We start from the raw sequence: 21,139 nt of genomic DNA on the forward strand, positions 1-21,139 counted from the left end.
CAATGGCATAAGCCAGCCTGACTGCGAGACTGACAAGTCGAGCAGAGACGAAAGTCGGTCATAGTGATCCGGTGGTCCCGTGTGGAAGGGCCATCGCTCAACGGATAAAAGGTACTCCGGGGATAACAGGCTGATGATGCCCAAGAGTCCATATCGACGGCATTGTTTGGCACCTCGATGTCGGCTCATCGCATCCTGGGGCTGGAGCAGGTCCCAAGGGTTTGGCTGTTCGCCAATTAAAGCGGTACGTGAGCTGGGTTCAGAACGTCGTGAGACAGTTCGGTCCCTATCTGCCGTGGGCGCAGGAGAATTGAAAGGAGCTGACCCTAGTACGAGAGGACCGGGTTGGACGCACCTCTGGTGGACCTGTTGTGGCGCCAGCCGCATTGCAGGGTAGCTATGTGCGGAAGGGATAACCGCTGAAAGCATCTAAGCGGGAAGCCCACCTTGAGACGAGTTCTCCCTGAGAGCCGTGGAAGACCACCACGTTGATAGGTCAGGTGTGGAAGCGCGGTAACGTGCGAAGCTTACTGATACTAATAGCTCGATAGGCTTGATTACTCTCATTTGTCTATATTCATTCAAAGCGGGTTGCTCTTTAGCAACACGAAAAAACTAAGCGCTAGGTGATTGGATAAAATCACCGTTAGCAACTCCAGCTTCTCTGTTTGTTATTCGCCGGCCCGGTGGTTATGGCGAGGACACCAAACCCGATCCCATCCCGAACTCGGCCGTTAATATCCTCTGCGCCAATGGTACTCCGTCTTAAGACGTGGGAGAGTAGGTCGCTGCCGGGCCTGCTAATAACAAACATTCAAAAACCCCCCGTGCTCCATAAGCCGGGGGGTTTTTGCGTCTGAATGAGGACAGTGTAACAAGGGCGTAATCACAGAAATGTGATTTTTCTGTTCATACTGCGTCAAAATGCACCAATTCTACTTTAGCATGCCACAATTGAGGTTTAATTGCGTCAACAGGGACTGTGGCTCATATGCCAACACAAGATTAGGAGGTTACAGTGCCTTGTAAAGACGCAATGATCGAAAAAGTGATCAGTCTGACTCCCGATATGATTGTCGAGGATGCCTTGCATATTCTCGAACATGAAAAGATCAGAACTGCTCCCGTCATATCTAGTGACAATAGACTTCTGGGCATGTTTGGATTCATGTCCGTTATGAGGCAAGTCCTACCCGTTTCTGTAACAATGACCAACGGTCTTGAGCATCTTGATTTTGCGCGCGGTGCCAAACCCGACATCGCAAAGCGCATCAACGAAATCAAGTCAAAGCCCGTTGAATCCGCCATGGAACAGGAACCGATTACCATCAGCCCAGACCTTTCGGTATGGGAGGGTATCCTAAAGCTGACCAAACACGGCAGCCCCTTGCCGGTCGTCGAGAGCGGGACACAAAAGTTCCTCGGCATTTTGACGGAACAATCCGCCATCTCCGAACTGGAACTGATTGTTTCCAGTTCTTCCTGATCGACAGCTTAGCACATCCAACAATCTCGATTGGGTGGGCGCAGGCGACTGTTTGCCTATCCATCGGCAATAAAAGCGATAGTTGATCAATGGAAAATGCCAGTGAAATAGCCACAAGTGCTATTTTTGGATGGCCGCCCATGATTGTGGCGACCGTCATTCTGATTGCAGCTTACTTCTTCATTATCACTGAAAAGATAAACAGAGCCATTGTGTCCTTGTTGGGTGCTGGTCTGTTGGTTCTTCTAGGTGTACTGAACTTCGAGCTGGTCATTCATGGAATTGATTTCAACACGATTTTCCTGCTTACCGGTATGATGGTGATTGTCGCCATCACCAAGGAATCAGGCGTGTTTCAGTTTGTGGCGATCTATACCGCCAAACTGGTCAAAGCCAACCCAAGGATGTTGCTTATCGCACTCGCGGTGGTAACAGCCGTATTCTCAGCCCTGCTTGATAACGTGACTACGGTGCTTCTCGTTGTACCGGTTACGCTGCTGTTGACAGATCAGCTCAATCTAAAGGCTTACCCGTTCCTCTTCTCCCAAATTTTTGCGTCCAACATTGGCGGTACAGCAACTTTGATTGGTGACCCTCCGAACATTTTGATCGGATCTGCTGTTGGGCTCAGTTTTATGGATTTTGTGGAATGGGTAAGTCCGATTGCCATCCTTATTCTTATAGTCTGCTTGGTGTTTTTTGACTTTATCTGGGGTCGGAAGATGCATGCCGCAGAAGAAGATAAGCAGGCGATGATGCAATATAACGCGTTTGAGGCGATAGAAGACAAAGTGCTTCTTACCAAATCGCTGATTACGCTGGCTCTGGTTCTGTTCGGCTTTATCTATGGTCATGGTCAGGGATGGGAGCCGGGCACGATTGCTCTTACTGGTGCGGCTTTTTTGCTTCTTCTACACACCTTTGGTGGAAAGCCAGAAGAGCAGTCTCATGCAGTGCACAAAGCGTTCAATCAGGTTGAATGGGAGACGATTTTCTTCTTCTTGGGGCTATTTGTGTTGGTCGCCGGCGTTGAGCATACGGGGCTTTTAAAGATCATTGCAGGCAAGCTTTTGGCCATCACAGGCACAAATGTCGAGTTTGCGGGGATGATCGTTCTGTTTGCCTCGGCGATCCTGTCATCCATCGTGGATAATATTCCGTTTGTGGCTACCATGATTCCTCTGCTCAAAGCGATGCAGACGGACCTTGGGGGGCCACAGGCCATCGAACCTCTTTGGTGGTGTTTGTCGCTCGGAGCCTGTCTGGGGGGCAACGGCACGCTGATTGGTGCCAGTGCGAACGTTATGGTGGCCAGCTTCTCGGAAAGGGCCGGACAGCGCATTTCTTTCATGCAGTTCCTTAAGCTGTCTTTCCCCTTGATGATGGTGACGACCGTTATTTCGGCGATTTATGCCTATTTTGTCTATTTTTGATCGAATGACGGGATTTCACCCAATCAATCAAACCGTCGTCGGAGACATCTGGCGGCGGTTTTTTTCATTCGGATATGAAGAGGCCAAAAAAAGTTGGCAGAAACGCTCGCTGATCCCATCAGGGGCTACAGTTCTACGCGGAAGCGATAGCGATCGGCGCGATAGGTGATCACGGCAAATTCAATTGGTAAACCGGCTTCTGATTGCGCCGTGCGATGGGCGACCAGAACAGGGTCTCCCTCTTTCACATCCAGCGTTTTGGCAAGAAAGGCATCTGCCAGACCGGCTTCGATAAATTCTACGCCGCCATTGATCTTGATGCCCAGTTCCGTAGCGATCCAGTCATAGAGTGAACCTTGGGACAGGAAGTCTGCATCTGGTGGGGCCACGGAATTGAAAATATCTGGGCGGACGAAGGATTGGGAGTAGCCAATCAGACGATCATTGCCTTTCAGCAACCGTTCGATGTGAAATGGTCTATCGCCGGAGGCCAGACCCAGTCCATGGGTGGCTTCGGGGGTTGCCGTCGTCAGACCGCAACTCAAAACCTCGTAGGATGCTGTCATACCGCGGCTTTCCATATCTTCTGAGAAGCTGCGGATCTGATGAAGTGGTTGATCGACCTTCTGATCGACAACGATTGAGCCCAAACCGGCGCGACGAGAAATCAAGCCATCTTGCACGAGTTTCTGCATTGCTGCACGGGTTGTCGTACGGCTGACATCAAAAGCCTTATTGATTTCGGCTTCAGTCGGGATGCTTTGACCAACTGCAAATGAACCGTCCTCAATTGCTTCGCGCAAGATCTCTGCAATTTGCAGCCAGCGTGGAACGCCGTTGGCGACGATTTTATGTTCAGTCCACTTCATAAGACACCATTTGTATTGCTTCTTCATATCATTTGCAGGTTTTTCTCAACCGAGCAACCATAATCAATGGTTGAGACTTAATCCTGCAACCCGTAATCCTGCGTATTTTTCGAACAAAATTGCTAATAAATGCACAAATATTATACACAGCACTAATATTGTGCAAAAACAAGCTATCAGATGTTGACCTAATTTGTCATTACAAAGATACTAATGTCATAACAAATGAGGATATACCCATGGATGACATTGTTTTTGTCGGCGATATGAGTTGGGATGAGACATTCACTGTTTCCCATTTTCCCGATCCCGATGAAAAAGTTTCTGCGCGTGGCCTGATTGATGGCTTTGGCGGTGTGGCCGCCAATAGCGCGGTTGCAGCCGTGCGTGCCGGGGCTGCAGTTGCGTTCATGGGGCGTGTCGGTCAAGATGATATGTCGCGTCAGGCAGACAAGCATATGCGTGATCATGATATCCGCACCATGCTGGTTCGGGCGGATGGCATGCTTTGCCGTGTTGTCTCGATTGTCGAGCCGCACGGTGAAAAGCGTCTTGTGCTTTATCCCGGTGTATCAATCTATCCCGAGCCGGAAGACCTATCCAGCCTCTCTCTTGAGGGCAGCTTCCATCTTCATACGGCCATTTACGGGCCAGCAGGTCGGCCTCTCATTGAAATGGCGAAAAAGGCTGACCTCTCCTGGTCGCTCGATCTGGAACCCGCGACATTTCCCGAGGGAATAGAGCAACTGGATTATGCCATCGATGGTGCGTCTGTGCTGTTTGTGAATGATCGGGCTGCGGCTCTGATTGGCGAAGCGCCGGTTGCGCGCCTTGAAGCCATGGGCGCCCACTCTGTTGTACGCACACGTGGGCCTTTGGGGGCGGAATATCACGCTGCAGGCACAGTAACCCATATTCCCGCACCAGAAGGATTGCCCGTGCGTGATACGACAGGGGCAGGTGACTGTTTGGCGGGCTGGTTTTTGGCCGGGCTTTCGCGGGGTGTCTGCCCCGCAGTGGCCTTGGAAGATGCGGTATTGGCCGCGACGTTGTCTTGTGGCGCCAAGGGCGCACAAACGGCATATCCGACTTTGAAACAACTCAATCACGAAAAAGAAAAGAGGGCAAAATGACAGCTCCCGTAGTAATGCCGCCAAAAGACAATGCGCTTGAGCGTCTGTTTGGGGTCAAAAAGCCGATTATTGGTGTGATCCATTTGCAAGCCCTGCCGGGTGCGCCCCGCTACGATGGCGCACCTGTCCGTGAAATCTATGCTGCGGCTGTGAAGGATGCCAAGACGCTTGCTGAAGGCGGTGTCGATGGCATCATGATCGAGAATGCCGGGGATATGCCCTTCTCCCGTCCTGAAGATATCGGCTATGAGACAGTTGCCGGTTTGACGGCTGCTTGTGAAGCGGTGCGCGCAGCAGTGGATACTCCAATCGGGATTACCTGCGTTGCCAATGGCGCCATTCCGGGGCTTGCTGTCGCCAAGGCTGTCGGGGCCAAGTGGGTGCGAGTCAACCAGTGGGCCAATGCCTATGTGGCCAATGAAGGCTTCCTCAACGGTGCCTCTTCGCAGGCTCTGCGCTACCGAGCCAATATCGGTGCCAAGGATGTGGCAATCCTAGCCGACGTGCATGTGAAGTTCGGTGCACACGCGATCACGGCAGACCGCACGATCACGGAGCAGGCAACCGATGCAGAATGGTTCGATGCTGATGTGCTGATCGCCACCGGCCAGCGGACAGGGTCTCCAACCCAGCCGGAAGAAGTGGATCAGGTGCGCGCAGGCACTCACCTGCCAGTGATTGTCGGCTCTGGTCTTTCTCCCGAACAGGTGCCGGCCCTCATGTCTGTTGCCGATGGTGCCATCGTTGGTCAATGGCTGAAAAAGGACAATGTCTGGTGGAATCCGATTGATCCGGAACGGGTCGAGCGTCTGATGACTGCTGTCCGGAAGGCTCGCTGACATGAGCGCACTGACAGGCGATACGGATGTCTTTACGGCTGAAGGAGCAGACAGGGCGCGGGCCTGCGTGCTGTTTCTTGCGACCCGCCAGGACGATTTGCCGGGTATCTATGATGCCAGTCATGAAGCGGCGATCAACGGGGTTCTGGATGAGCTTGTGGCCGAGGGTTGGATTGTTTCGCAGCGCTGCGTTTTCGATCCAGAGGCTCCCAATGTTCCCATGGGCATTGATACCGGCTTTACTCATTCACATGATCTGGCAGGCGTGTTTGAAGCGCCAAGCCTTGATGCCGCGTTGGCGGGTACCGTTCGATTGGAAAAGGCTGGCTGGGTCCGCGCTTTCAAGACCGAATGGTTGATTGGTCTTCGAGAATTCTCACCCGTTTTCGGCAAGGGTGCCCATAGCGACCATGAATGGGCCTTTCTTGCTCTGTGGGAGTGGAATGACCAATGGTGTGAAGCCACGGTGGCTGAGCGGAATGACTATGATCTGGAGTGTGATGAAGCCTTCAAGGGCGATCTGGATCATGAGGTCAATATTTCGGGGCGCATGCGCTTCGATATCGCTCATCACTGGCATCATCTGGGCTATTGGGAAATTGCCGGGCCGGACGTTGCAGACAGTGCCATTCGTGGCCATGAGCGTGTAGCCGATTTCAAATTCACAACATCCCGACACATTGTCGGGCGCATTCGCCCACTCGGCGACCTGATCGCGCCCAAAAAGACTGAAGGAGAGGGTCACAATGTCTGATCATGCTCAAAAATCCGGTGCTGACTGTGCATGGCTGCATTATGCGCGCCCCCGTCCACACTGGTATCTGACAGCGCAAGCTGACAAGGATGCGCTTTGCGTTTCCTGGAACAGCATTCGCAAGGCTGCTACCGAGAAGGGCGCCGTTTCGCAGGGACGGTTCCATATTCGCGGTCAGCATGATTTTGAAACGGTTGAAATCTGGCGCTTTCCGAGCAGTCAGGCGGCGTACGACCATTGGCAGGCCCTTGTTGAAGCGCGTTACAGCGAATTCTTTGCCTTTTCGAACAATATCGGGCTTGAGATGGAGGATGCGGTGAAATGACCCAGCCTTTGCTTGAAGCCCGCAACATTCGCCGCACATTTGGCCATGTTCAGGCGTTGCGCGGTGTCGACTTCAAGGTCATGCCGGGTGAAATCGTCGCGCTTATTGGCGATAACGGCGCAGGCAAGTCGACACTGGTAAAAATCCTTTCCGGCGCTGATCAATTTGATAGTGGCGAATTGCTGATCGATGGTAAGCCGGTGCATTTCGGCTCCCCGCGTGATGCACAGGATGCAGGCCTTGCCACGGTCTATCAGGATCTGGCGCTGGCTCCTGATCTGCCACCGGCGGAGAACCTTTATCTTGGTCGCGAACTTGTCCGCTCAGGCCTGCTTGGCAGGCTGGGGGTTCTGGATCGCGTGACCATGCGAGAGCGGGCGGCAAAGGTCTTCACCGAGCTTGGCGTCAAGCTGAAGTCCCAGAATGTGGCCGTTGATACTCTTTCCGGCGGTCAGCGACAGTCGGTTGCCATTTCGCGAGCTGCCATGTGGGCGGAAAAAATCGTTTTTCTTGATGAACCCACTGCAGCCCTCGGTGTGGTGCAGACCGAGCGTGTGCTCGAGCTGACAAAGCGGGTGCGCGATAACGGTACCTCGGTGGTTCTGATCAGCCACAACATGCCGCAGGTGCTTGAAGTCGCCGATCGGGTGCATGTCTTGCGACTGGGCCAATCTGTTGCCGATCTCAACCCCAAGGATGTCACCGTCAACGACCTTGTCAGAGAAATGACCAGCGGTACCACGGAGAAGCAGTCATGAGCACAAGCCAAGATTTCAACATGCCGCAATCCAATGACGGCCGCATGCTGCGCCTTCTGGCCTCGGGCTGGATCTTTCTGCTGCTGCTGGTACTGATCTGCATTTTCACCGGCTTGCGCCCAAGTCAGTTTGCGTCTGCCTACAACATGCAGCAGCTGGCCATCAACGCAGCGCTCATTCTGGTGCTGGCAGCCGGGCAAACCTATGTGATCATCGCCGCCGGGATTGATCTGTCCATCGGCTCGGTGCTGGTTTTTTGTTCTGTCGTATCGGCACAAGTCATGCTGGCGCTTTCCGGCGACAGCGGCACGACTTTTGGCACCACCTCCGCCGGGTGGGGCGTGATCTTGATCGGCGTTTTTGCTTCGATCGTCACGGGTATTCTTTGGGGCCTTCTTAATGGCTTTCTGGTGTCTGTCGCCAAAATTCCGGCCCTGATCGTTACTCTCGGTACGATGGGTATGGCACTGGGCGGGGCCCAGATTCTGTCTGGCGGAGTGGATGTTCGGGCCATGCCGGAGTTGCTTGTAACCGAAATCGGGTCAGGCCGTCTGTTCGGCATTCCGGTTCTGGTATTGATCGCGGTTGTTTGTGTGATCGTGGCCGGATTGGTCTTGCGTTTTACCCGCTTTGGTCTGCATGTCTATGCCGTCGGCTCCAATGATGAGGGCGCGCGACGCAGCGGCATCAAGGTGACCCAACGCATGATGACCGTGTATGCCATTTCTGGTGCGATGGCCGGTATTGCAGCGGTCATGGCCAATGCACGCTTTGCCACCACGACCATCAATGGTCACGCCATGGACAACCTGACGACTATCTCGGCCGTTGTTCTGGGTGGAACCAGCCTGTTTGGCGGGTCGGGCGGTATTTTCGGCACCGTGATCGGTGTCTTCATCCCGATCATCTTGCTTAATGGTTTTGTTATTCTCGGAATTCCGCCCTTCTGGCAAACTGTTGCCATGGGTGCGGTACTGATCCTTGCCGTCTGGATCGACCAGCTCAAGAGACGGCTCAGAAAACGCGGGTAAACCGTGTCAAAAACCAAGCCTTCCAGAAAAGGAATAATCACCATGTTTACTAAAAAGATTGTCTCCGCGCTTGTCCTTTCAGCAAGCCTTGCCGCCTTGACCCTGCCTTCCCAGGCCGCAGACAAGGGCACTGTTTCCCTCGTCCTCGGCGTCAAGGGCAGCCCTTTCTATCAGGCCCTTCAGTGTGGCGCGATGGCGCGCGCTGAAGAGCTCGGCCTTGACCTCTCGGTCTCTGCTCCTGATCAGTTCGCTGCTGATAGCCAGATTCCGGTTGTCAATGCGGTAACGGCCACCAAGCCTGACGTTGCGGCCATCGTTCCCACCGACATGCAGGCGCTTATTCAGCCGATGAAAGAGCTGGCAGAACGCGGCACCAAGGTTCTCACCATTGATCAGACGATTTCCGACACCTCTTTTGTTGAAACGCAGGTTCTGACCGACAATGCGGAAGGTGGCAAGCTGGCTGCTGACGCCATGGCTAAGCTGATCGGCGAAAAAGGCAAGGTCATGGTTATCACCCAGCCTCCTGGCTCTCTGGCACAGGACGCCCGTACCTCCGGTTTCGAGGAAGAAATCAAGAAATTCCCGAATATCGAATATATCGGCCCGCAATATCAGTCTGATGATCCGCAGAAAGCGGCTGAAATCGTAACCTCCACCTTGTCTGCACATCCGGATCTGGCGGCGATCTTCTCTACCAACGACCAGGGTGCCATTGGCGCGATCACTGGTCTGCGTCAGGCTGGCGCTATCGGCAAGGTCAAGATGATTGCCTATGATGCTGCTTCCGCTGAAGTTGCTGCGCTCAAGAATGGCGCCATTCAGGCTCTGATTGCGCAGAACCCGGCAGCTGAAGGCGCAGCTGCAATGGATGCTGCCGTCGCTCTGATCGATGGCAAAACCCTTGATAAGGTGACCATGACCGAGATTGTTACGATCACGGCTGATCAGCCGGAACTGGCTGACAAATACGAGTATATTGCTAGCTGCATGTAAGCTAGGCAAAGGAAGCCGGTCGTTTCTCCCCTCTGACGGTCGGCTTCGCTTTTTCCAACAGTCCTCGCAGCCTGTTGTTCCTCTCCCCCTTGTCCACCTGTCAGGATAAGGGGGATTTTTTTGGAAAGGTGGCAGCCTCTAGCGAACCGAGCCACGTTCAACAAGCTTTACCGGGATGCTTCTGCGAGAGCTTGGTCCATTGGCAGGCCCCATCACCGCTTGCAGCGTTGCTTCAGTCAAGGCTGACAGGGATTGCCGCACCGTGGTCAAATCGTGAGAGGACCAGCCGGAAATGGGCGCATCATCAAAGCCGATGATGGATAGATCTTCAGGCACCGAAAATCCCAGCTCATGTCTGGCGGTGTTAAGGGCGCCCAGCGCCAGCTCGTCGCTCACGGCAAAGATGCCGTCTATGCCAGGACGGGCAAGAAGGGTCCGGGCGGCGTCCGCTCCGGTTTCATAACAATGGGGGCCTTCGCGCCATTGTGTGACTGCGACCCCGCTGCGATCCATTTCGGCAATGAAGGCTTCGGCACGGGCCCGTTTGGCATGGGTGCGTGAGGCGGACACCAGCACGGCCACATTTTGGCATCCTGCCTGTATGAGCCTGCGGGCTGCCAATCGTCCGCCCGTTGCCGAATCCGCTTCGATCATATCTGCATGGGCAACTGCGGCCGGCATCGTGCGGTTGATCAGGACCAACCGGGTTCCATTGGCCGCACAGATGCGAACCACTTCATCGGGCGCTGCGCCAGAAAGAAGCACAACGGTGCGTACCCGATATTCCAGCAGACGTTCGACGGATTTGGTGATGTCGCCATCCACCTGCGCCAAATTGACCAGAATGCACTGTAGGTCATGCTTACTCAAAGCGGCGCTCAAGGCATCGATCTGAGCGGAAATATAGGGGCTGGAGAGGTTTTTGCCCACAACCCCCACCAGATCGGAGCGGCTCATATGCAGCGTGCGGGCCAACAGATTGACTTTGTAGCCCAGCTCTTCTGCTGCCGCCATCACCTTGCGCCGTGTCTTTTCCGAGACGCTGGCCCCTGTGGTGAAGGTGCGCGAAACTGCCGAGCGGGACACGCCCGCCCGTTTGGCGACATCGGAAGCCGACACGAATTTATCGTTCATGGGCCTACCTGCTCATGTTCGGTAACAGTCTGTTGGACAGGACGTCATCGGCCAGAGCCATCATGCCGGGCAAGGGGTAGCTTTGCGGAAGGGCGCGAATGATTCGGATATGATCCAGAGCGTCTTTAAAGGAGGCGAATTGATCTGGGCAGAAAGCGGCCATCCAGAGTGCCAGAACCGTGACGGAGCGAGAGCGGCCACCCCGGCAATGAATGAGAATATTGCCGCAGTGATGCTGAGGGTAATGGGGCTTGCCTTCGATATAGCCATGCATCAGGCCTTGAAGTGTCATCACCGATGCTGCTAGCAGATGGGGGCTGTTGCCTGGCCCATCGATCATGCCGATCTGGTAGCGGCGGATTTCGGTTCCGTCGTCAAGGGTCAAATCCTGCGGGAAAATATTGATAGAGACATTGAGGCTTTCGGTGATATTGGCGCTCTGTAAGGCGTGGGCATCTTCTGCTGCGGGCAAATTGCCAAGGTAAAGCGCTTTGCGATGGGGGCCGAAATTCTCGATAATCGGAATCAACAGGGATTGCGCGTCTTCCATGGCTTCGGCTGCATCGACGTCGGTTGGCAAGCCATGGCGGGATGTCTTGTGCTTCAAAGTCTCAAATCTCCAATTCCCGCTTGAGGGCAAGACGGGGGCCGAGGCCGGATACCAGCTTCGGAGCGGTCGTAATATCAAGAAAGGCCGGTATGACCCGGTCTGCTCTGCATTGGTCGGCCCAGATGAGTATATCCCTGAGGCGCGGATGAACATTCCATGGCAACCATTGCGCACGCTTCTCCGCGATCAGCGGGAAGGCCGGGCTGCCTTTGGGGACATGGCTGGAGAAGAGAAAGCGAAATCCCTCTCGCTTGAGCAGGTCAGCCGACAGGCCTTCCTCGCCATTCGAGCCGGTTGTGACAATAACATCCTCGGGGTTGGCTGTCTCTGCGTCCACCACCGGAACCGTATGTCCCATGGCGATTTGGTATTCTTTGGCGATGATGGCTTCGGCCTTGACTTCATAGCCCGCTTGCCTGAGGGCGTGGACCATGTCTGCGCCCCGTCCGGCAGGAGGGCAACAGACCACGGCTCCGCCTTTTGCCTTAGCGATTATTTGCTGCTTTTGCTCTGTGAGCAGACTGTCCCGGTCGCCATAGGAGGCATCAATCAGCAGGGTTGCTGCGGGGGGCATCGGGTCCATGGGCATGCTGTCGGATTCTGCCGAGACGTCACCTGAATAGATGAAGCCGCCCAGATCAGTTGGCAGGTGAAACCAGACGCCGCCCGGCGCGTGGCCACTTTGGCCAACTGTCATGGGTATGCCCAGCAGATCGAACTGACCCTTTTGAGGAATTTCGCGGCGGTCAGCGGGCACTATGCCCGCGGGAATGTCATCAAAGCACCGTTTGGTGGCATAGACCGGGGGCATGCCCACTTCATCAAGGCGCAAAAGAGAGCCGATATGATCTTCATGGGCGTGGCTGAGACAAAGCGCATCCACCTTGCCGATGCTGGCAATGTCGGGATGCTCCCCCGGTTCGAGGCCATCGCCAAAATCGAACAGGATGCGACGCCCACCGATTTCGACAAGAAACAGGGCGGCACTTTTGCGGTTGAGGCCGCTGATAGCGATCAGTCGCGCCATGGCAGCACCCCCTTGGGCAGAAATTTGCTAAAGCACAGTGAAACCAGCATGAGGGACAGGATGAGCAGTACCATCAGGCAGCCCACTGCGGCGGCCAGGGTGGAGGAGCCAGCTTCTTCGAGGAAAATGATCATCGGCCCAATGGTCTGAGCGCGGGAAGAGACCAGCAGTACAGAAGTCTGGATTTCGTTGATCGCCGTCATGAAGACAAGGATTGCGGCTGCTGCTGCAGAAGGCGCAAGCACTGGCAGGACGATATCCCGAAGGCGTGAAAGGATACCCGCACCCGCAATCTGGGCTGCTTCGTTGAGCGAGCGGTCCACCTGCGCAAAGCCGCCTAGAATGGGACGCAGGGCGAGGGCGAGATAGTTGGACAGATAGGCGGCAAAGATGACCCAAATGGTGCCATAGATGCTGACATTGACGAGGGGCAACGGGCGCAGAAAAAACAGGATCATGGCCACGCCGATGATGATGCCGGGCAGGGCATAGGCCAATTCGGAAGCCAGATGCAGAAGTTTGGACAAGAACCCCGTGCGCCAGACGAGAAAATAACCAAGGGCGATGGAAACGGGAATGAGAATGAACACCGTCAGTCCGGTGAGCATGAAGCTCGTGGCAAAGGCCTCGCGAATGCCTTCATGGCGAAACAGTGCATTGTTGAAATTTTCAAAAGTTAGGGTGTCCAGTGTGAGGGGCTGGCCATAGCCGCGCACCAGTGCCGAACCAGCAAGAGAGGAGAGAGGCAGCACCAACACCGCTGCCAGATAGCCCCATGCCAGAGTGGCGACGGGCCAATGCCAGCGGCCAAGGGAAAGGCGCAATGTGATGCTGGCGCCGTCAACCCGCTGGTCGCCCTGTCGACCCAGCCATCCGGTGATGGTCATGCCGATGATGGTGAGCACGGCAAGCAACAGGGCCAGAAGCGCCATGTCATTAAGGGCCGAGGGACCATAGCTGTTCAGGCGACGGTAAATCATTGTGATGAGGGTTGGCACGCGGGCGGGAATGCCCAGCATGGCCTGAATGCCGAAATTACCGATGGAGGAGACAAAGGCCAGTGCGGCTCCGGCGAAGATGCCGCTGCGCACGAGTGGCAGGATAATGTCCAGAACCACGGGCAGAGGCTTTGCGCCAGCGCTTTGGGCCGCTTCGAGCAGATTGGCTGGCACCCGTCTGAGGCTTGCGCGCACGGAAAGAAAGACCAGCGGCGCGTTATAGAGCCCAAGCAAAAAGATGATGCCACCAGACGAATAGAGCGGATGACGCATACCAGGCTCAAGGGTCAAGCCAAGAGGAGCAAGCAATGGGCTGGCGGGGGAGAATGACTGCACCCATGCAAGGGCTGTTACCTGCGGCGGGATCATCAGCGGCAGGACAAAGCCGAATACCCACGCGGTACGGGCCTTCATGTCCGTCATGCCGACCAGCAGGGCAGCGAGTGTGCCGATAACAGAGGCCAGAAGTGTGGAGGTGATGGAAATCCAGATGGTGTTGCCGGTTGCCTGCAACACGCGACGGCCACCCAGAATGTGGGTGATTCTCTCCAGATCCAGAGAGCCATCGGTAAAGAAGGCGGCATAAACAAGTCGTCCCAGCGGCGCGATAGAGAGCAGGCCGACAAACAGGGCAAGACAGATGATCAGACGCATCTCGCCACTGAGCTTGAGACGCGAAAGGCGGAACGCCCGCTCGGGGCGCTCCTGTTCTACTGCGAGGTCTGACACGCGCTTACATTCCGAAGATGTCTGCGAATTTGGCACGAACTTCTTCGTTCGCTTTCACAGCTGCATCGACATCATAGCCGAGCAGTTTCATGGAAGAGAGAGCCGGGAAGCCTTCTGGGCTTGCAACGTCGGACAGCAAAGGCAGGTTGCCCTGTTTGGAAACCAGTTCCTGACCTTCCTTGGAAAGCAGGAAGTCGACGAATTTCTTGGCTTCGGCAACATGCTTGGTGTTTTTGAGGATAGCAACCGGTTCGCCGATGAAGGAGACGCCGTCTTCCGGAGCGATATAGTCTACCGGAGAGCCTTTTGCTTTGGCGCGCAGGGCGTTGGCATCAACGATGATGGCATATTTGGCCATGCCGGACGCAACAGCCTTGGTTGCCGGGCCGTTGCCGCCTTCCGGAGCGATGTCGAGGTCGGCAAGACCTTCATAGAAACTCCAACCGATGGAGTCCTGATTGATCAGGGTATGCAGATGATTGAGAGCGGCGCCGGAGTAAAGCGGGCTCGGTACGGCGATCTGACCACGGTTTTCTTCGGTCAGCAGGTCAGCCCATTTCTTGATAGGCTTGGCGCTGTTGGTGTTGTAGGCGATACCGGTGGTGATGGCCTTGGTGCCGAAATAGGTCATGTCCTTGTCGTAAGCCGCCTTGTCATAGGCAGCGACCGGGGCCTCGGGATAGGCCAGCAGCTGATCCTGAGCTTTCAGCAGGCCGAGGTTGATCGGGTCGGCAACCAGCAGAATGTCGGCCTGAACCTGACCGGCTTCGATTTCGGCGCGCATCACATTCATCAGGGCGGAGGTGCCGTTGCGGGTCCAGTTGACCTTGATATCCGGATTGGCTTTTTCAAAAGCATCAACGGTTTCCTGAGCCTGCTCGGGAGCCTGGCTGGTGTAAAGCGTGATGGTGGTTTCAGCGTGCGCTGCGGTTGCTGCCATAAGGGCCAGAGCAGCCAGAGTAAGGGTACGCATAAGGGAAGTCCTTGAATGATTAGGTGAGTTTGAGAGAGGGGATTAAGCAAATTGTGGGTCGGGTAAGACCCATCCATCGTTAAGGGCGATGGACACATGTTGTCCCTGCTCGATGGAGAAGGGAGGTGCAACATTCAGGGTGAGCGAGACATCGGGTGCCGGGACGGGGGCGACCTCGGCACGCAGATGATCGCCGCGATAGGTCAATCGCTTGACGGTGGCCGGAATGCCTTCTTCTTTGGCCGTCGCAAGGGATAGATCGGACGGATGGAATGAAATGCGGGCCTGCGAGCGGGCGCTGGCCGAGTTGGCACAGCGCAACCGGATGGGTTTGCCAAACAGGTTGGCATGGGCCATACCGTCATCGCTCGGGGTGAGATTGGAAACATCCATCAATTTGCCTTCACCAATGAAACCGGCAACCATTTCGTTGCTTGGCTCGAGGTAAAGCTTGCTGGGGGTGGCAAACTGAGCGATGCGGCCCTTGTCCATGACGGCGACGCGATCGGCCAGCGCCAACGCTTCGGACTGGTCATGGGTGATGTAGAACATGGTTGCGCCCGAGCGCTGATGGAAACGGGAGAATTCCTCTTCCAGCGTGGCGCGCAAGTGGACATCAAGGTTGGCGAGCGGTTCATCAAGCAGCACCACTCCGGCCTGCATGGCCAGACAGCGGGCCAGAGCTACACGCTGACGTTGCCCGCCGGACAGATCTGCCGGTCTACGATTGGCCAAGCGGTCGAGCCCCACCAGTTCGAGCACATCTTTCGTCCGTTGGGTGCGCTCGGTCCGGGACATGCCCTTGACCTTCAGGCTGTAGGACACATTCTGCTCAACGCTCATATGAGGCCATAGGGCGTAATTCTGGAAAACCACGCCGATGCCACGCTCTTCTGGCGAAAGATGAATATCGCGTCCGGAAAGGCAGCGGCCGTCCACATGGATTTCGCCCTTGTCCAGCTTTTCAAATCCGGCCAGCGTACGCAGCAGGGTTGTCTTGCCGCAGCCGGATGGGCCGAGCACCGCAACGAATTCGCCTGATTTGATGGAGAGTGATATGTCGCGCAAGACTTCGGTTTTGCCGAATGATTTGTGAATGCCGGTGATTTCAATAGCGCCCATCGGGAAGGTCCTATTTGGTTTGCACAGCTGTGCAATGGAGTTGGCGGCACTATGGTTGGGCTTTGCGAAACTTTCTTTTCGATTTCATGTCACTTTTGTGAAATCGCTGGTGAAGGAACTTATGCTATTGTTTTAAATGGGTTTTATAGAATAGTTCGCTGTCCAAAAAGCGGGCGTGCAGAAGAAAATGACGTTGGAGCAAGGGGGAAAGCGTTTGGGTTAAGCCGGTGACTTGCGTTATCATGATGTTGACCAACCCCGCACGCCCCACCCGATATAGAAGGACATCCCTTTGGCAGATCCGCATATCAAATCTGAAATGGACTGGCTCGACTATGTTTCCGTGATTCTATATCGGCTGGGCTTTGTTCTGGCCGCGCCGTCCATCGCGCTTTTGCCCTGGCAGACTGCTTATCCGGTCCAACAGCTCTGCTTTGTTGCTGCCACGATGTGTGCCAGCAGCCTGCATATTTATATGAAGCCCTATCGATTGACTTTGCAGGGAGCGACATGGGTTGGGCTACTCTGTGCGATGCTGGGCTTTCCGCTGATTGGTCTTGGGGGATGTTTCATCACGCTGGGCGGGCTTTGCTTTAAGGAATATTTCTGCTTCAAGGTGCCCGGTTTGCCAGCGCAGCCGCTTTTACTGGCTGCATTGTGGTTTGCTCTGGCGCTTGATGCTGGACCCATTGCCCAGATTCTGGCGGGTATTTCGGCGCTTCTGTTTCTTGTCGTCAGCATTGCCAAATGGCGCATGCCGCTGCATTTCGATATTGGCGATAAAAGCAAATATGAGGTTTGAAGCCGCAAACCCTACGGAAATTTAATTTTCCGCACTTGTTCATAGACAAATTTTCGCCATATCCGGGGCCTTGGTAAGATCTCGCGAGGATGGCATTGATCTGCCATGATCCGGGGATGCAAAACCGGGGACATAGGGATGAGCGAGACGTTGGGAAAAGGGATGAGGGCCGATCGTCTGAACAACCAGAAAGCTGTCTGGTTGCGCGGGCTGCTTGGTCTCTTTCTGGCCTTCCTGCTTCTGTTCTCCTCGTCCTTCCAGTCTGATGCCGCCAGCCTTGGCAAGCTGCAATGGCTGGGCGCGAAACAGGTCAGCAGCTTTCAGGATCAGCTTTATGCGCGTCCTGTCGCCGATGTGGAGGTACGTGAAGACCTTCAAGACGGGATGGGGCAGTTCGTCCCCGTTGACAAGGCCACCCTCAAACATCCCGATCCCGTTTTCCTCAAATTGGCGCGTATCTGGCTGGAACTGTCCATTGATGGCAGTCCGTCCAATGTCAAACCTTTCGGCCGAGGTCCTCCTCTTCCTGTAAAAGCCTGAACAATCATTCGCTTGGTTTGTTGTCCTGGCGCATTGTCACCCTTGTGAGGGGCTTGACATCGCAAATGCGCAAGACAGGGCATTGATGCCCGGCTGAGCGGATTTTCATCCATACCTTTACAGACTTTTACAAGGAAGATTTCCGATGAAATCTCTGGCAAAAAGCGCAAGTTTCGCGCTGCTCGGGGCCGCTATGGCCATGACTCCGCTTCTCTCTTCCCATGCCCTGGCCGAAGCCTTCACCCAACCGGCCAATGGTCCGGCCATCCATGGTTTCTGGCTTACCGCCGATCACCCTGACGTGGCGGTATCTGCGGGCAAAAAGGTATCCATTCCGCTATCCCTTCTCAATGCACTAGACAATCCTGTGCGCACCAAACTGGCTGTTAAGGGCCTGCCGGAGGGGTGGACCTATTCCATTAAGGCGGGGGGGACGGATGTTACCTCTGCGATGCCTCTTCCCAATGAAATTGATAATCTGACGCTCAAGGTTGATCCGGCCAATGATGCCGAGAAGAAGACCTACAAGTTCGAGGTGGATGCCATCGCCAATGGCGATCAGTTCAAGCTGCCTTTGAGCGTTGCCATTGCGGACATTCCGCTTGGGGATACAACGCTTGTGCCCGAATTGCCCGCGCTGCATGGCACGGTCAATACCAGCTTTCAATATAAGATGAAGCTGACCAACGGTTCCAACCACGACACTCTGTTCAACCTGTCCGCCGATGCGCCTGCCGGTTTCATGGCGACCTTCAAGAAAGGCTATGGCAACGAGGAAATCACCGGCATTCCGGTGAAGGCAGGTGCGACCGAATCGGTCACCATGACCATCAAGCTCAATCATGACGTGGCCGAGGGCGATTATCCGATCGAGGTAGCCGCCGTTGCCGGGCCGGATGATCCCGCAGCCAAGGCCAAGGTCAGCCTCAAGGTCAGTGGCTCTCCCAAATTGCTGCTAAGCGGTCCAAACGACCGATTGAGCGGGCAGGCCACCGCTGGTTCGGAAACGACCTTCCCGTTTGTGCTGGTCAATAACGGAACGGCAGCTGCCAACAAGGTCACTTTGAGCGCAACCTCGCCAAGCGGCTGGAAAGTGTCTTTTGATCCCAAGGAACTGGCCAAGCTGGATGAAGGCAAGACCCAGAATGTGAATGTGAAGATCGAGCCATCCAGCAAGGCAATCGCCGGTGACTATATGGTTCACATCCGCGCCAAGGCTGACGGGGTGTCCAAAGAGGTCGATTATCGCGTGACCGTTGAAACCTCCACCATGTGGGGCATCATCGGGGTCGGTATCATCGCCATTGCCGTGATCGTTCTGCTCGGCGCTATCTTCCGGTATGGTCGCAGATGAGTAGACCGGTTGTTGAAGCCGTAGGCCTTACCAAGCGCTACGGCGCATCCACTGTCGTTGACGGAGTCAACCTTGCGGTGGATGAGGGCGAAATTGTCGGTTTGCTCGGCCCCAATGGGGCGGGCAAGACGACAACCATTCTGATGCTGATCGGGCTAACTGAGCCCAGCGCCGGCTCTGTGCGGGTGCTGGATCTGGATCCATTGCGTGATCCGTTGGCGGTGAAGACACAGGTTGGCTATCTGCCCGATTCTGTGGGCTTTTATGATGGCATGACCGGGTTGGAAAATCTGCGTTATACCGCTCGCCTCGGTGGCATTGATGTCAGTGAGATAGATGACCGCATAATGACCGCGTTGCAGCAAGTGCATCTGGATCATGTTGCCAACAAGCGTGTTGGCACCTATTCGCGTGGTATGCGCCAACGTCTGGGCCTTGCCGAGCTGGCGATGCGGCAAATTCGGCTGGCGGTGCTGGACGAGCCCACGTCCGGGCTTGATCCGCGCTCGACCGATGAATTGCTCGATCTGATTCGTGCCTTTGCTGCGGATGGGATGACCCTGCTCATCTCCTCGCATATGCTCGATGTGGTGCAATCCATCTGCACGCGTGTCGCCTTGTTCAACAAGGGGAAGATCGGCTTCATGGGGTCAGTGGAAAAATTCACCAATGATGTTGCAGGCGGGTCCTTCCAGATCGATGTGGCAGCCCGGAAGATCGATTTGAGCGCTTGTGTCGATATCATCCCTGCTGTCGGAGCTGTCGATCATCGTGACAAGGAACACTGGATGGTGTCTGCGACGCATGATGTCAGGCCGGAGCTGGCCCGGATGATCACCGAACATGGGGGCGACCTTTTGTCTTTGCAGGCCCATCGGGCAAGCTTGAGTGAAGCCTATAATCGCTTCTTCCTCGATATCGAGCAAAAGGAGATACAGCAATGAAAAGGAAAGGATCTCCTCTTACAGGCGTTGCCTCGATTGCGCTCAAAGAGGCCGCCGATCACATGACCAGTGCCCGCATGCATCTGATTATGATGCTGGTTCTGCTGACCGCTATTGGTGCGGTCTATGCGGCTATCGGTCAGATCAAGACAACCACGGCGCAGGACGCGTTCCTGTTCCTCAAACTGTTTACTGTGGCCAAGGCGCCATTGCCGTCTTTCTCATCCTTCATGGGCTTTCTGTTGCCGCTACTGGCAATCGCCCTCGGGTTTGATGCGGTCAATGGTGAGTTCAGCCGGCGCACCATGAGCCGCATTCTGGCGCAGCCGATCTATCGCGATGCGGTGCTGTTCGGCAAGTTTCTGGGTGGGCTGATGGTGCTGGCCATCGCACTTGTCACCTTGTGGCTGTTGATGGTCGGGCTGGGTATTCTGTTTCTCGGTTTGCCTCCTTCCGGCGCTGATGTGGCGCGGGGGCTGGTCTATCTGGCTGCCACCCTGTTCTATACCGGGGTGTGGCTGGCTTTGGCATTGGCCTTCTCGACGCTTACCCGCTCTCCGGCGACATCAGCATTGGCGGCCCTGTCTGTGTGGTTGATCTTCACGATCTTCTGGCAGATGATCACGCCATTGCTCGCAAGCGTCATTTCGCCGATCAATCCTTATGATCCGATGACGATGCTGGCCCAGTTCCACACCCAGCAGTCTCTGGCCCGCATTTCGCCAGCCATCCTCTATGGGGAAACAGCCACCATGCTGCTTGATCCGACCTCACGCTCGGTGGGGCCGATCTTCATGTCGCAATTGCAGGGTGCCCTCATCGGCTCGCCCCTGCCGACGATGCAGAGCATCAAGATTATATGGCCACAGATCGCTGGCCTGATAGCCGGCATGCTCTTCATGTTTACGCTGGCTTATGTCAGCTTCCAGCGACAGGAAGTGCGCTCGTAAAGAGGGCTTATTGATCACAACGAGAAAAGTGTCTGCCGCCGGGTCTCCTGACGGCAGATGTGTTTCTGGCCCATGGTGCGGACAAACAATTGGTCATGGCATGAGTAGTTTTCGTTTATTGCAATGGGGCGTGAAAAGCGTTTAACTCGACGCGGAGTGTTCTGATTGCGCCTTGGGTTTCAAGTCTCTGTCGCGATTGCATGCTACATTCATAATGGTTGCCGTGGTTTGGGTGATTGCCAAAATTGCCCACAATACCAAGGAAACATCATCGTCTTTATCGGTTCGGTCCCATGGCTTCTGCCTGTTTGCTGTCTGTTTTTAGCATCTCT

At 55.2% G+C, this 21,139-nt stretch carries 21 protein-coding genes and 2 rRNA genes (1 of these 23 cut by a window edge); 16 read left to right on the top strand and 7 right to left on the bottom strand.

Annotated elements, in window-relative coordinates:
- From ACKPCT_RS18160 to ACKPCT_RS18175, 4 genes are all read left to right on the top strand, one after another.
- Positions 1 to 561 (top strand): 23S ribosomal RNA (locus ACKPCT_RS18160); it begins 2,176 nt to the left of the window's first position.
- 121 nt (positions 562 to 682) lie between these two features.
- A 5S ribosomal RNA gene (gene rrf, locus ACKPCT_RS18165) occupies positions 683 to 797 on the top strand.
- A 221-nt stretch (positions 798 to 1,018) separates the two neighbouring features.
- The gene (locus tag ACKPCT_RS18170; protein ID WP_139229306.1) at positions 1,019 to 1,486 is read left to right on the top strand and encodes a CBS domain-containing protein; all 468 of its coding nucleotides are present in this window, start codon (positions 1,019 to 1,021) and stop codon (positions 1,484 to 1,486) included.
- 140 nt (positions 1,487 to 1,626) lie between these two features.
- Entirely contained in the window at positions 1,627 to 2,919 is a 1,293-nt protein-coding gene (locus tag ACKPCT_RS18175; RefSeq protein WP_210186793.1) for an ArsB/NhaD family transporter, read from the top strand.
- Positions 2,920 to 3,044: 125 nt separating this feature from the next.
- On the opposite strand, the gene ACKPCT_RS18180 is transcribed toward ACKPCT_RS18175, so the two are convergent.
- The gene (locus ACKPCT_RS18180) at positions 3,045 to 3,788 is read right to left on the bottom strand and encodes a GntR family transcriptional regulator (RefSeq protein ID WP_175528138.1); all 744 of its coding nucleotides are present in this window, start codon (positions 3,786 to 3,788) and stop codon (positions 3,045 to 3,047) included.
- A 239-nt stretch (positions 3,789 to 4,027) separates the two neighbouring features.
- Here ACKPCT_RS18180 and ACKPCT_RS18185 point away from each other — a divergent pair, with 239 nt between their 5' ends.
- The 7 genes from ACKPCT_RS18185 to ACKPCT_RS18215 are packed head-to-tail and all read left to right on the top strand — an operon-like array spanning position 4,028 to position 9,624.
- Complete coding sequence (locus tag ACKPCT_RS18185) at positions 4,028 to 4,921, top strand: carbohydrate kinase family protein (RefSeq protein ID WP_090074458.1); 894 nt, start codon at positions 4,028 to 4,030, stop codon at positions 4,919 to 4,921.
- Positions 4,918 to 5,760, top strand: a complete 843-nt coding sequence (locus ACKPCT_RS18190; RefSeq protein WP_090074460.1) for a BtpA/SgcQ family protein — start codon at positions 4,918 to 4,920, stop codon at positions 5,758 to 5,760. Before ACKPCT_RS18185 ends, ACKPCT_RS18190 begins: the two co-directional genes overlap by 4 nt.
- Before the next feature lies 1 nt (position 5,761).
- Positions 5,762 to 6,514, top strand: coding sequence for a hypothetical protein (locus tag ACKPCT_RS18195; RefSeq protein WP_319567576.1), 753 nt, complete (start codon positions 5,762 to 5,764; stop codon positions 6,512 to 6,514).
- Positions 6,507 to 6,839, top strand: coding sequence for a hypothetical protein (locus ACKPCT_RS18200; protein ID WP_090074463.1), 333 nt, complete (start codon positions 6,507 to 6,509; stop codon positions 6,837 to 6,839). The genes ACKPCT_RS18195 and ACKPCT_RS18200 overlap by 8 nt, the downstream gene beginning before the upstream one ends.
- Complete coding sequence (locus tag ACKPCT_RS18205) at positions 6,836 to 7,597, top strand: ATP-binding cassette domain-containing protein (RefSeq protein ID WP_090074465.1); 762 nt, start codon at positions 6,836 to 6,838, stop codon at positions 7,595 to 7,597. Before ACKPCT_RS18200 ends, ACKPCT_RS18205 begins: the two co-directional genes overlap by 4 nt.
- Positions 7,594 to 8,628: an ABC transporter permease gene (locus ACKPCT_RS18210; protein WP_090074466.1), complete on the top strand. Its 1,035-nt coding sequence runs from the start codon at positions 7,594 to 7,596 to the stop codon at positions 8,626 to 8,628. Before ACKPCT_RS18205 ends, ACKPCT_RS18210 begins: the two co-directional genes overlap by 4 nt.
- Before the next feature lie 42 nt (positions 8,629 to 8,670).
- Positions 8,671 to 9,624 carry an ABC transporter substrate-binding protein gene (locus ACKPCT_RS18215; protein ID WP_090074467.1) on the top strand — a complete coding sequence of 318 codons (954 nt, stop codon included), beginning with the start codon at positions 8,671 to 8,673 and terminating at the stop codon, positions 9,622 to 9,624.
- A gap of 138 nt (positions 9,625 to 9,762) precedes the next feature.
- Here the strand turns inward: ACKPCT_RS18215 and ACKPCT_RS18220 are convergent, their stop codons facing one another.
- Genes ACKPCT_RS18220 through ACKPCT_RS18245 form a run of 6 tightly spaced genes read right to left on the bottom strand, consistent with a single transcriptional unit; the run spans position 9,763 to position 16,217 of the window.
- Complete coding sequence (locus ACKPCT_RS18220; RefSeq protein ID WP_090074469.1) at positions 9,763 to 10,758, bottom strand: LacI family DNA-binding transcriptional regulator; 996 nt, start codon at positions 10,756 to 10,758, stop codon at positions 9,763 to 9,765.
- 4 nt (positions 10,759 to 10,762) lie between these two features.
- Positions 10,763 to 11,365 carry a dual specificity protein phosphatase family protein gene (locus tag ACKPCT_RS18225; RefSeq protein ID WP_319567577.1) on the bottom strand — a complete coding sequence of 201 codons (603 nt, stop codon included), beginning with the start codon at positions 11,363 to 11,365 and terminating at the stop codon, positions 10,763 to 10,765.
- A gap of 4 nt (positions 11,366 to 11,369) precedes the next feature.
- The gene (locus ACKPCT_RS18230; protein WP_090074471.1) at positions 11,370 to 12,395 is read right to left on the bottom strand and encodes an MBL fold metallo-hydrolase; all 1,026 of its coding nucleotides are present in this window, start codon (positions 12,393 to 12,395) and stop codon (positions 11,370 to 11,372) included.
- Complete coding sequence (locus tag ACKPCT_RS18235) at positions 12,383 to 14,122, bottom strand: ABC transporter permease (protein ID WP_244544753.1); 1,740 nt, start codon at positions 14,120 to 14,122, stop codon at positions 12,383 to 12,385. Before ACKPCT_RS18235 ends, ACKPCT_RS18230 begins: the two co-directional genes overlap by 13 nt.
- Positions 14,123 to 14,126: 4 nt before the next feature.
- Positions 14,127 to 15,095, bottom strand: coding sequence for an ABC transporter substrate-binding protein (locus ACKPCT_RS18240; protein ID WP_090074474.1), 969 nt, complete (start codon positions 15,093 to 15,095; stop codon positions 14,127 to 14,129).
- 42 nt (positions 15,096 to 15,137) lie between these two features.
- The gene (locus ACKPCT_RS18245) at positions 15,138 to 16,217 is read right to left on the bottom strand and encodes an ABC transporter ATP-binding protein (protein WP_319567578.1); all 1,080 of its coding nucleotides are present in this window, start codon (positions 16,215 to 16,217) and stop codon (positions 15,138 to 15,140) included.
- A gap of 292 nt (positions 16,218 to 16,509) precedes the next feature.
- Here ACKPCT_RS18245 and ACKPCT_RS18250 point away from each other — a divergent pair, with 292 nt between their 5' ends.
- From ACKPCT_RS18250 to ACKPCT_RS18270, 5 genes are all read left to right on the top strand, one after another.
- Positions 16,510 to 17,019, top strand: a complete 510-nt coding sequence (locus ACKPCT_RS18250; protein WP_319567579.1) for a DUF2301 domain-containing membrane protein — start codon at positions 16,510 to 16,512, stop codon at positions 17,017 to 17,019.
- Between the two features lie 138 nt (positions 17,020 to 17,157).
- Positions 17,158 to 17,559 (top strand): hypothetical protein, encoded by a 402-nt coding sequence (locus tag ACKPCT_RS18255; RefSeq protein WP_319567580.1) that lies wholly within the window; start codon positions 17,158 to 17,160, stop codon positions 17,557 to 17,559.
- Positions 17,560 to 17,704: 145 nt separating this feature from the next.
- Positions 17,705 to 18,913 (top strand): COG1470 family protein, encoded by a 1,209-nt coding sequence (locus ACKPCT_RS18260; protein ID WP_319567581.1) that lies wholly within the window; start codon positions 17,705 to 17,707, stop codon positions 18,911 to 18,913.
- Complete coding sequence (locus ACKPCT_RS18265; protein ID WP_319567582.1) at positions 18,910 to 19,857, top strand: ABC transporter ATP-binding protein; 948 nt, start codon at positions 18,910 to 18,912, stop codon at positions 19,855 to 19,857. The genes ACKPCT_RS18260 and ACKPCT_RS18265 overlap by 4 nt, the downstream gene beginning before the upstream one ends.
- Positions 19,854 to 20,807: an ABC transporter permease gene (locus ACKPCT_RS18270; RefSeq protein ID WP_319567583.1), complete on the top strand. Its 954-nt coding sequence runs from the start codon at positions 19,854 to 19,856 to the stop codon at positions 20,805 to 20,807. Before ACKPCT_RS18265 ends, ACKPCT_RS18270 begins: the two co-directional genes overlap by 4 nt.
- Positions 20,808 to 21,139: the final 332 nt, after the last annotated feature.

The organism is Cohaesibacter marisflavi, assembly GCF_963665895.2.
GTDB lineage: Bacteria > Pseudomonadota > Alphaproteobacteria > Rhizobiales > Cohaesibacteraceae > Cohaesibacter > Cohaesibacter marisflavi.

Coding starts and splice junctions, on each gene's coding strand:
- ACKPCT_RS18230 (WP_090074471.1), bottom strand. CDS start 12,395: ATGGCGCGACTGATCGCTATCAGCGGCCTCAACCGCAAAAGTGCCGCC.
- ACKPCT_RS18180 (WP_175528138.1), bottom strand. CDS start 3,788: ATGAAGTGGACTGAACATAAAATCGTCGCCAACGGCGTTCCACGCTGG.
- ACKPCT_RS18195 (WP_319567576.1), top strand. CDS start 5,762: ATGAGCGCACTGACAGGCGATACGGATGTCTTTACGGCTGAAGGAGCA.
- ACKPCT_RS18200 (WP_090074463.1), top strand. CDS start 6,507: ATGTCTGATCATGCTCAAAAATCCGGTGCTGACTGTGCATGGCTGCAT.
- ACKPCT_RS18210 (WP_090074466.1), top strand. CDS start 7,594: ATGAGCACAAGCCAAGATTTCAACATGCCGCAATCCAATGACGGCCGC.
- ACKPCT_RS18265 (WP_319567582.1), top strand. CDS start 18,910: ATGAGTAGACCGGTTGTTGAAGCCGTAGGCCTTACCAAGCGCTACGGC.
- ACKPCT_RS18175 (WP_210186793.1), top strand. CDS start 1,627: ATGATTGTGGCGACCGTCATTCTGATTGCAGCTTACTTCTTCATTATC.
- ACKPCT_RS18220 (WP_090074469.1), bottom strand. CDS start 10,758: ATGAACGATAAATTCGTGTCGGCTTCCGATGTCGCCAAACGGGCGGGC.
- ACKPCT_RS18255 (WP_319567580.1), top strand. CDS start 17,158: ATGAGCGAGACGTTGGGAAAAGGGATGAGGGCCGATCGTCTGAACAAC.
- ACKPCT_RS18215 (WP_090074467.1), top strand. CDS start 8,671: ATGTTTACTAAAAAGATTGTCTCCGCGCTTGTCCTTTCAGCAAGCCTT.
- ACKPCT_RS18185 (WP_090074458.1), top strand. CDS start 4,028: ATGGATGACATTGTTTTTGTCGGCGATATGAGTTGGGATGAGACATTC.
- ACKPCT_RS18240 (WP_090074474.1), bottom strand. CDS start 15,095: ATGCGTACCCTTACTCTGGCTGCTCTGGCCCTTATGGCAGCAACCGCA.
- ACKPCT_RS18190 (WP_090074460.1), top strand. CDS start 4,918: ATGACAGCTCCCGTAGTAATGCCGCCAAAAGACAATGCGCTTGAGCGT.
- ACKPCT_RS18270 (WP_319567583.1), top strand. CDS start 19,854: ATGAAAAGGAAAGGATCTCCTCTTACAGGCGTTGCCTCGATTGCGCTC.
- ACKPCT_RS18245 (WP_319567578.1), bottom strand. CDS start 16,217: ATGGGCGCTATTGAAATCACCGGCATTCACAAATCATTCGGCAAAACC.
- ACKPCT_RS18205 (WP_090074465.1), top strand. CDS start 6,836: ATGACCCAGCCTTTGCTTGAAGCCCGCAACATTCGCCGCACATTTGGC.
- ACKPCT_RS18260 (WP_319567581.1), top strand. CDS start 17,705: ATGAAATCTCTGGCAAAAAGCGCAAGTTTCGCGCTGCTCGGGGCCGCT.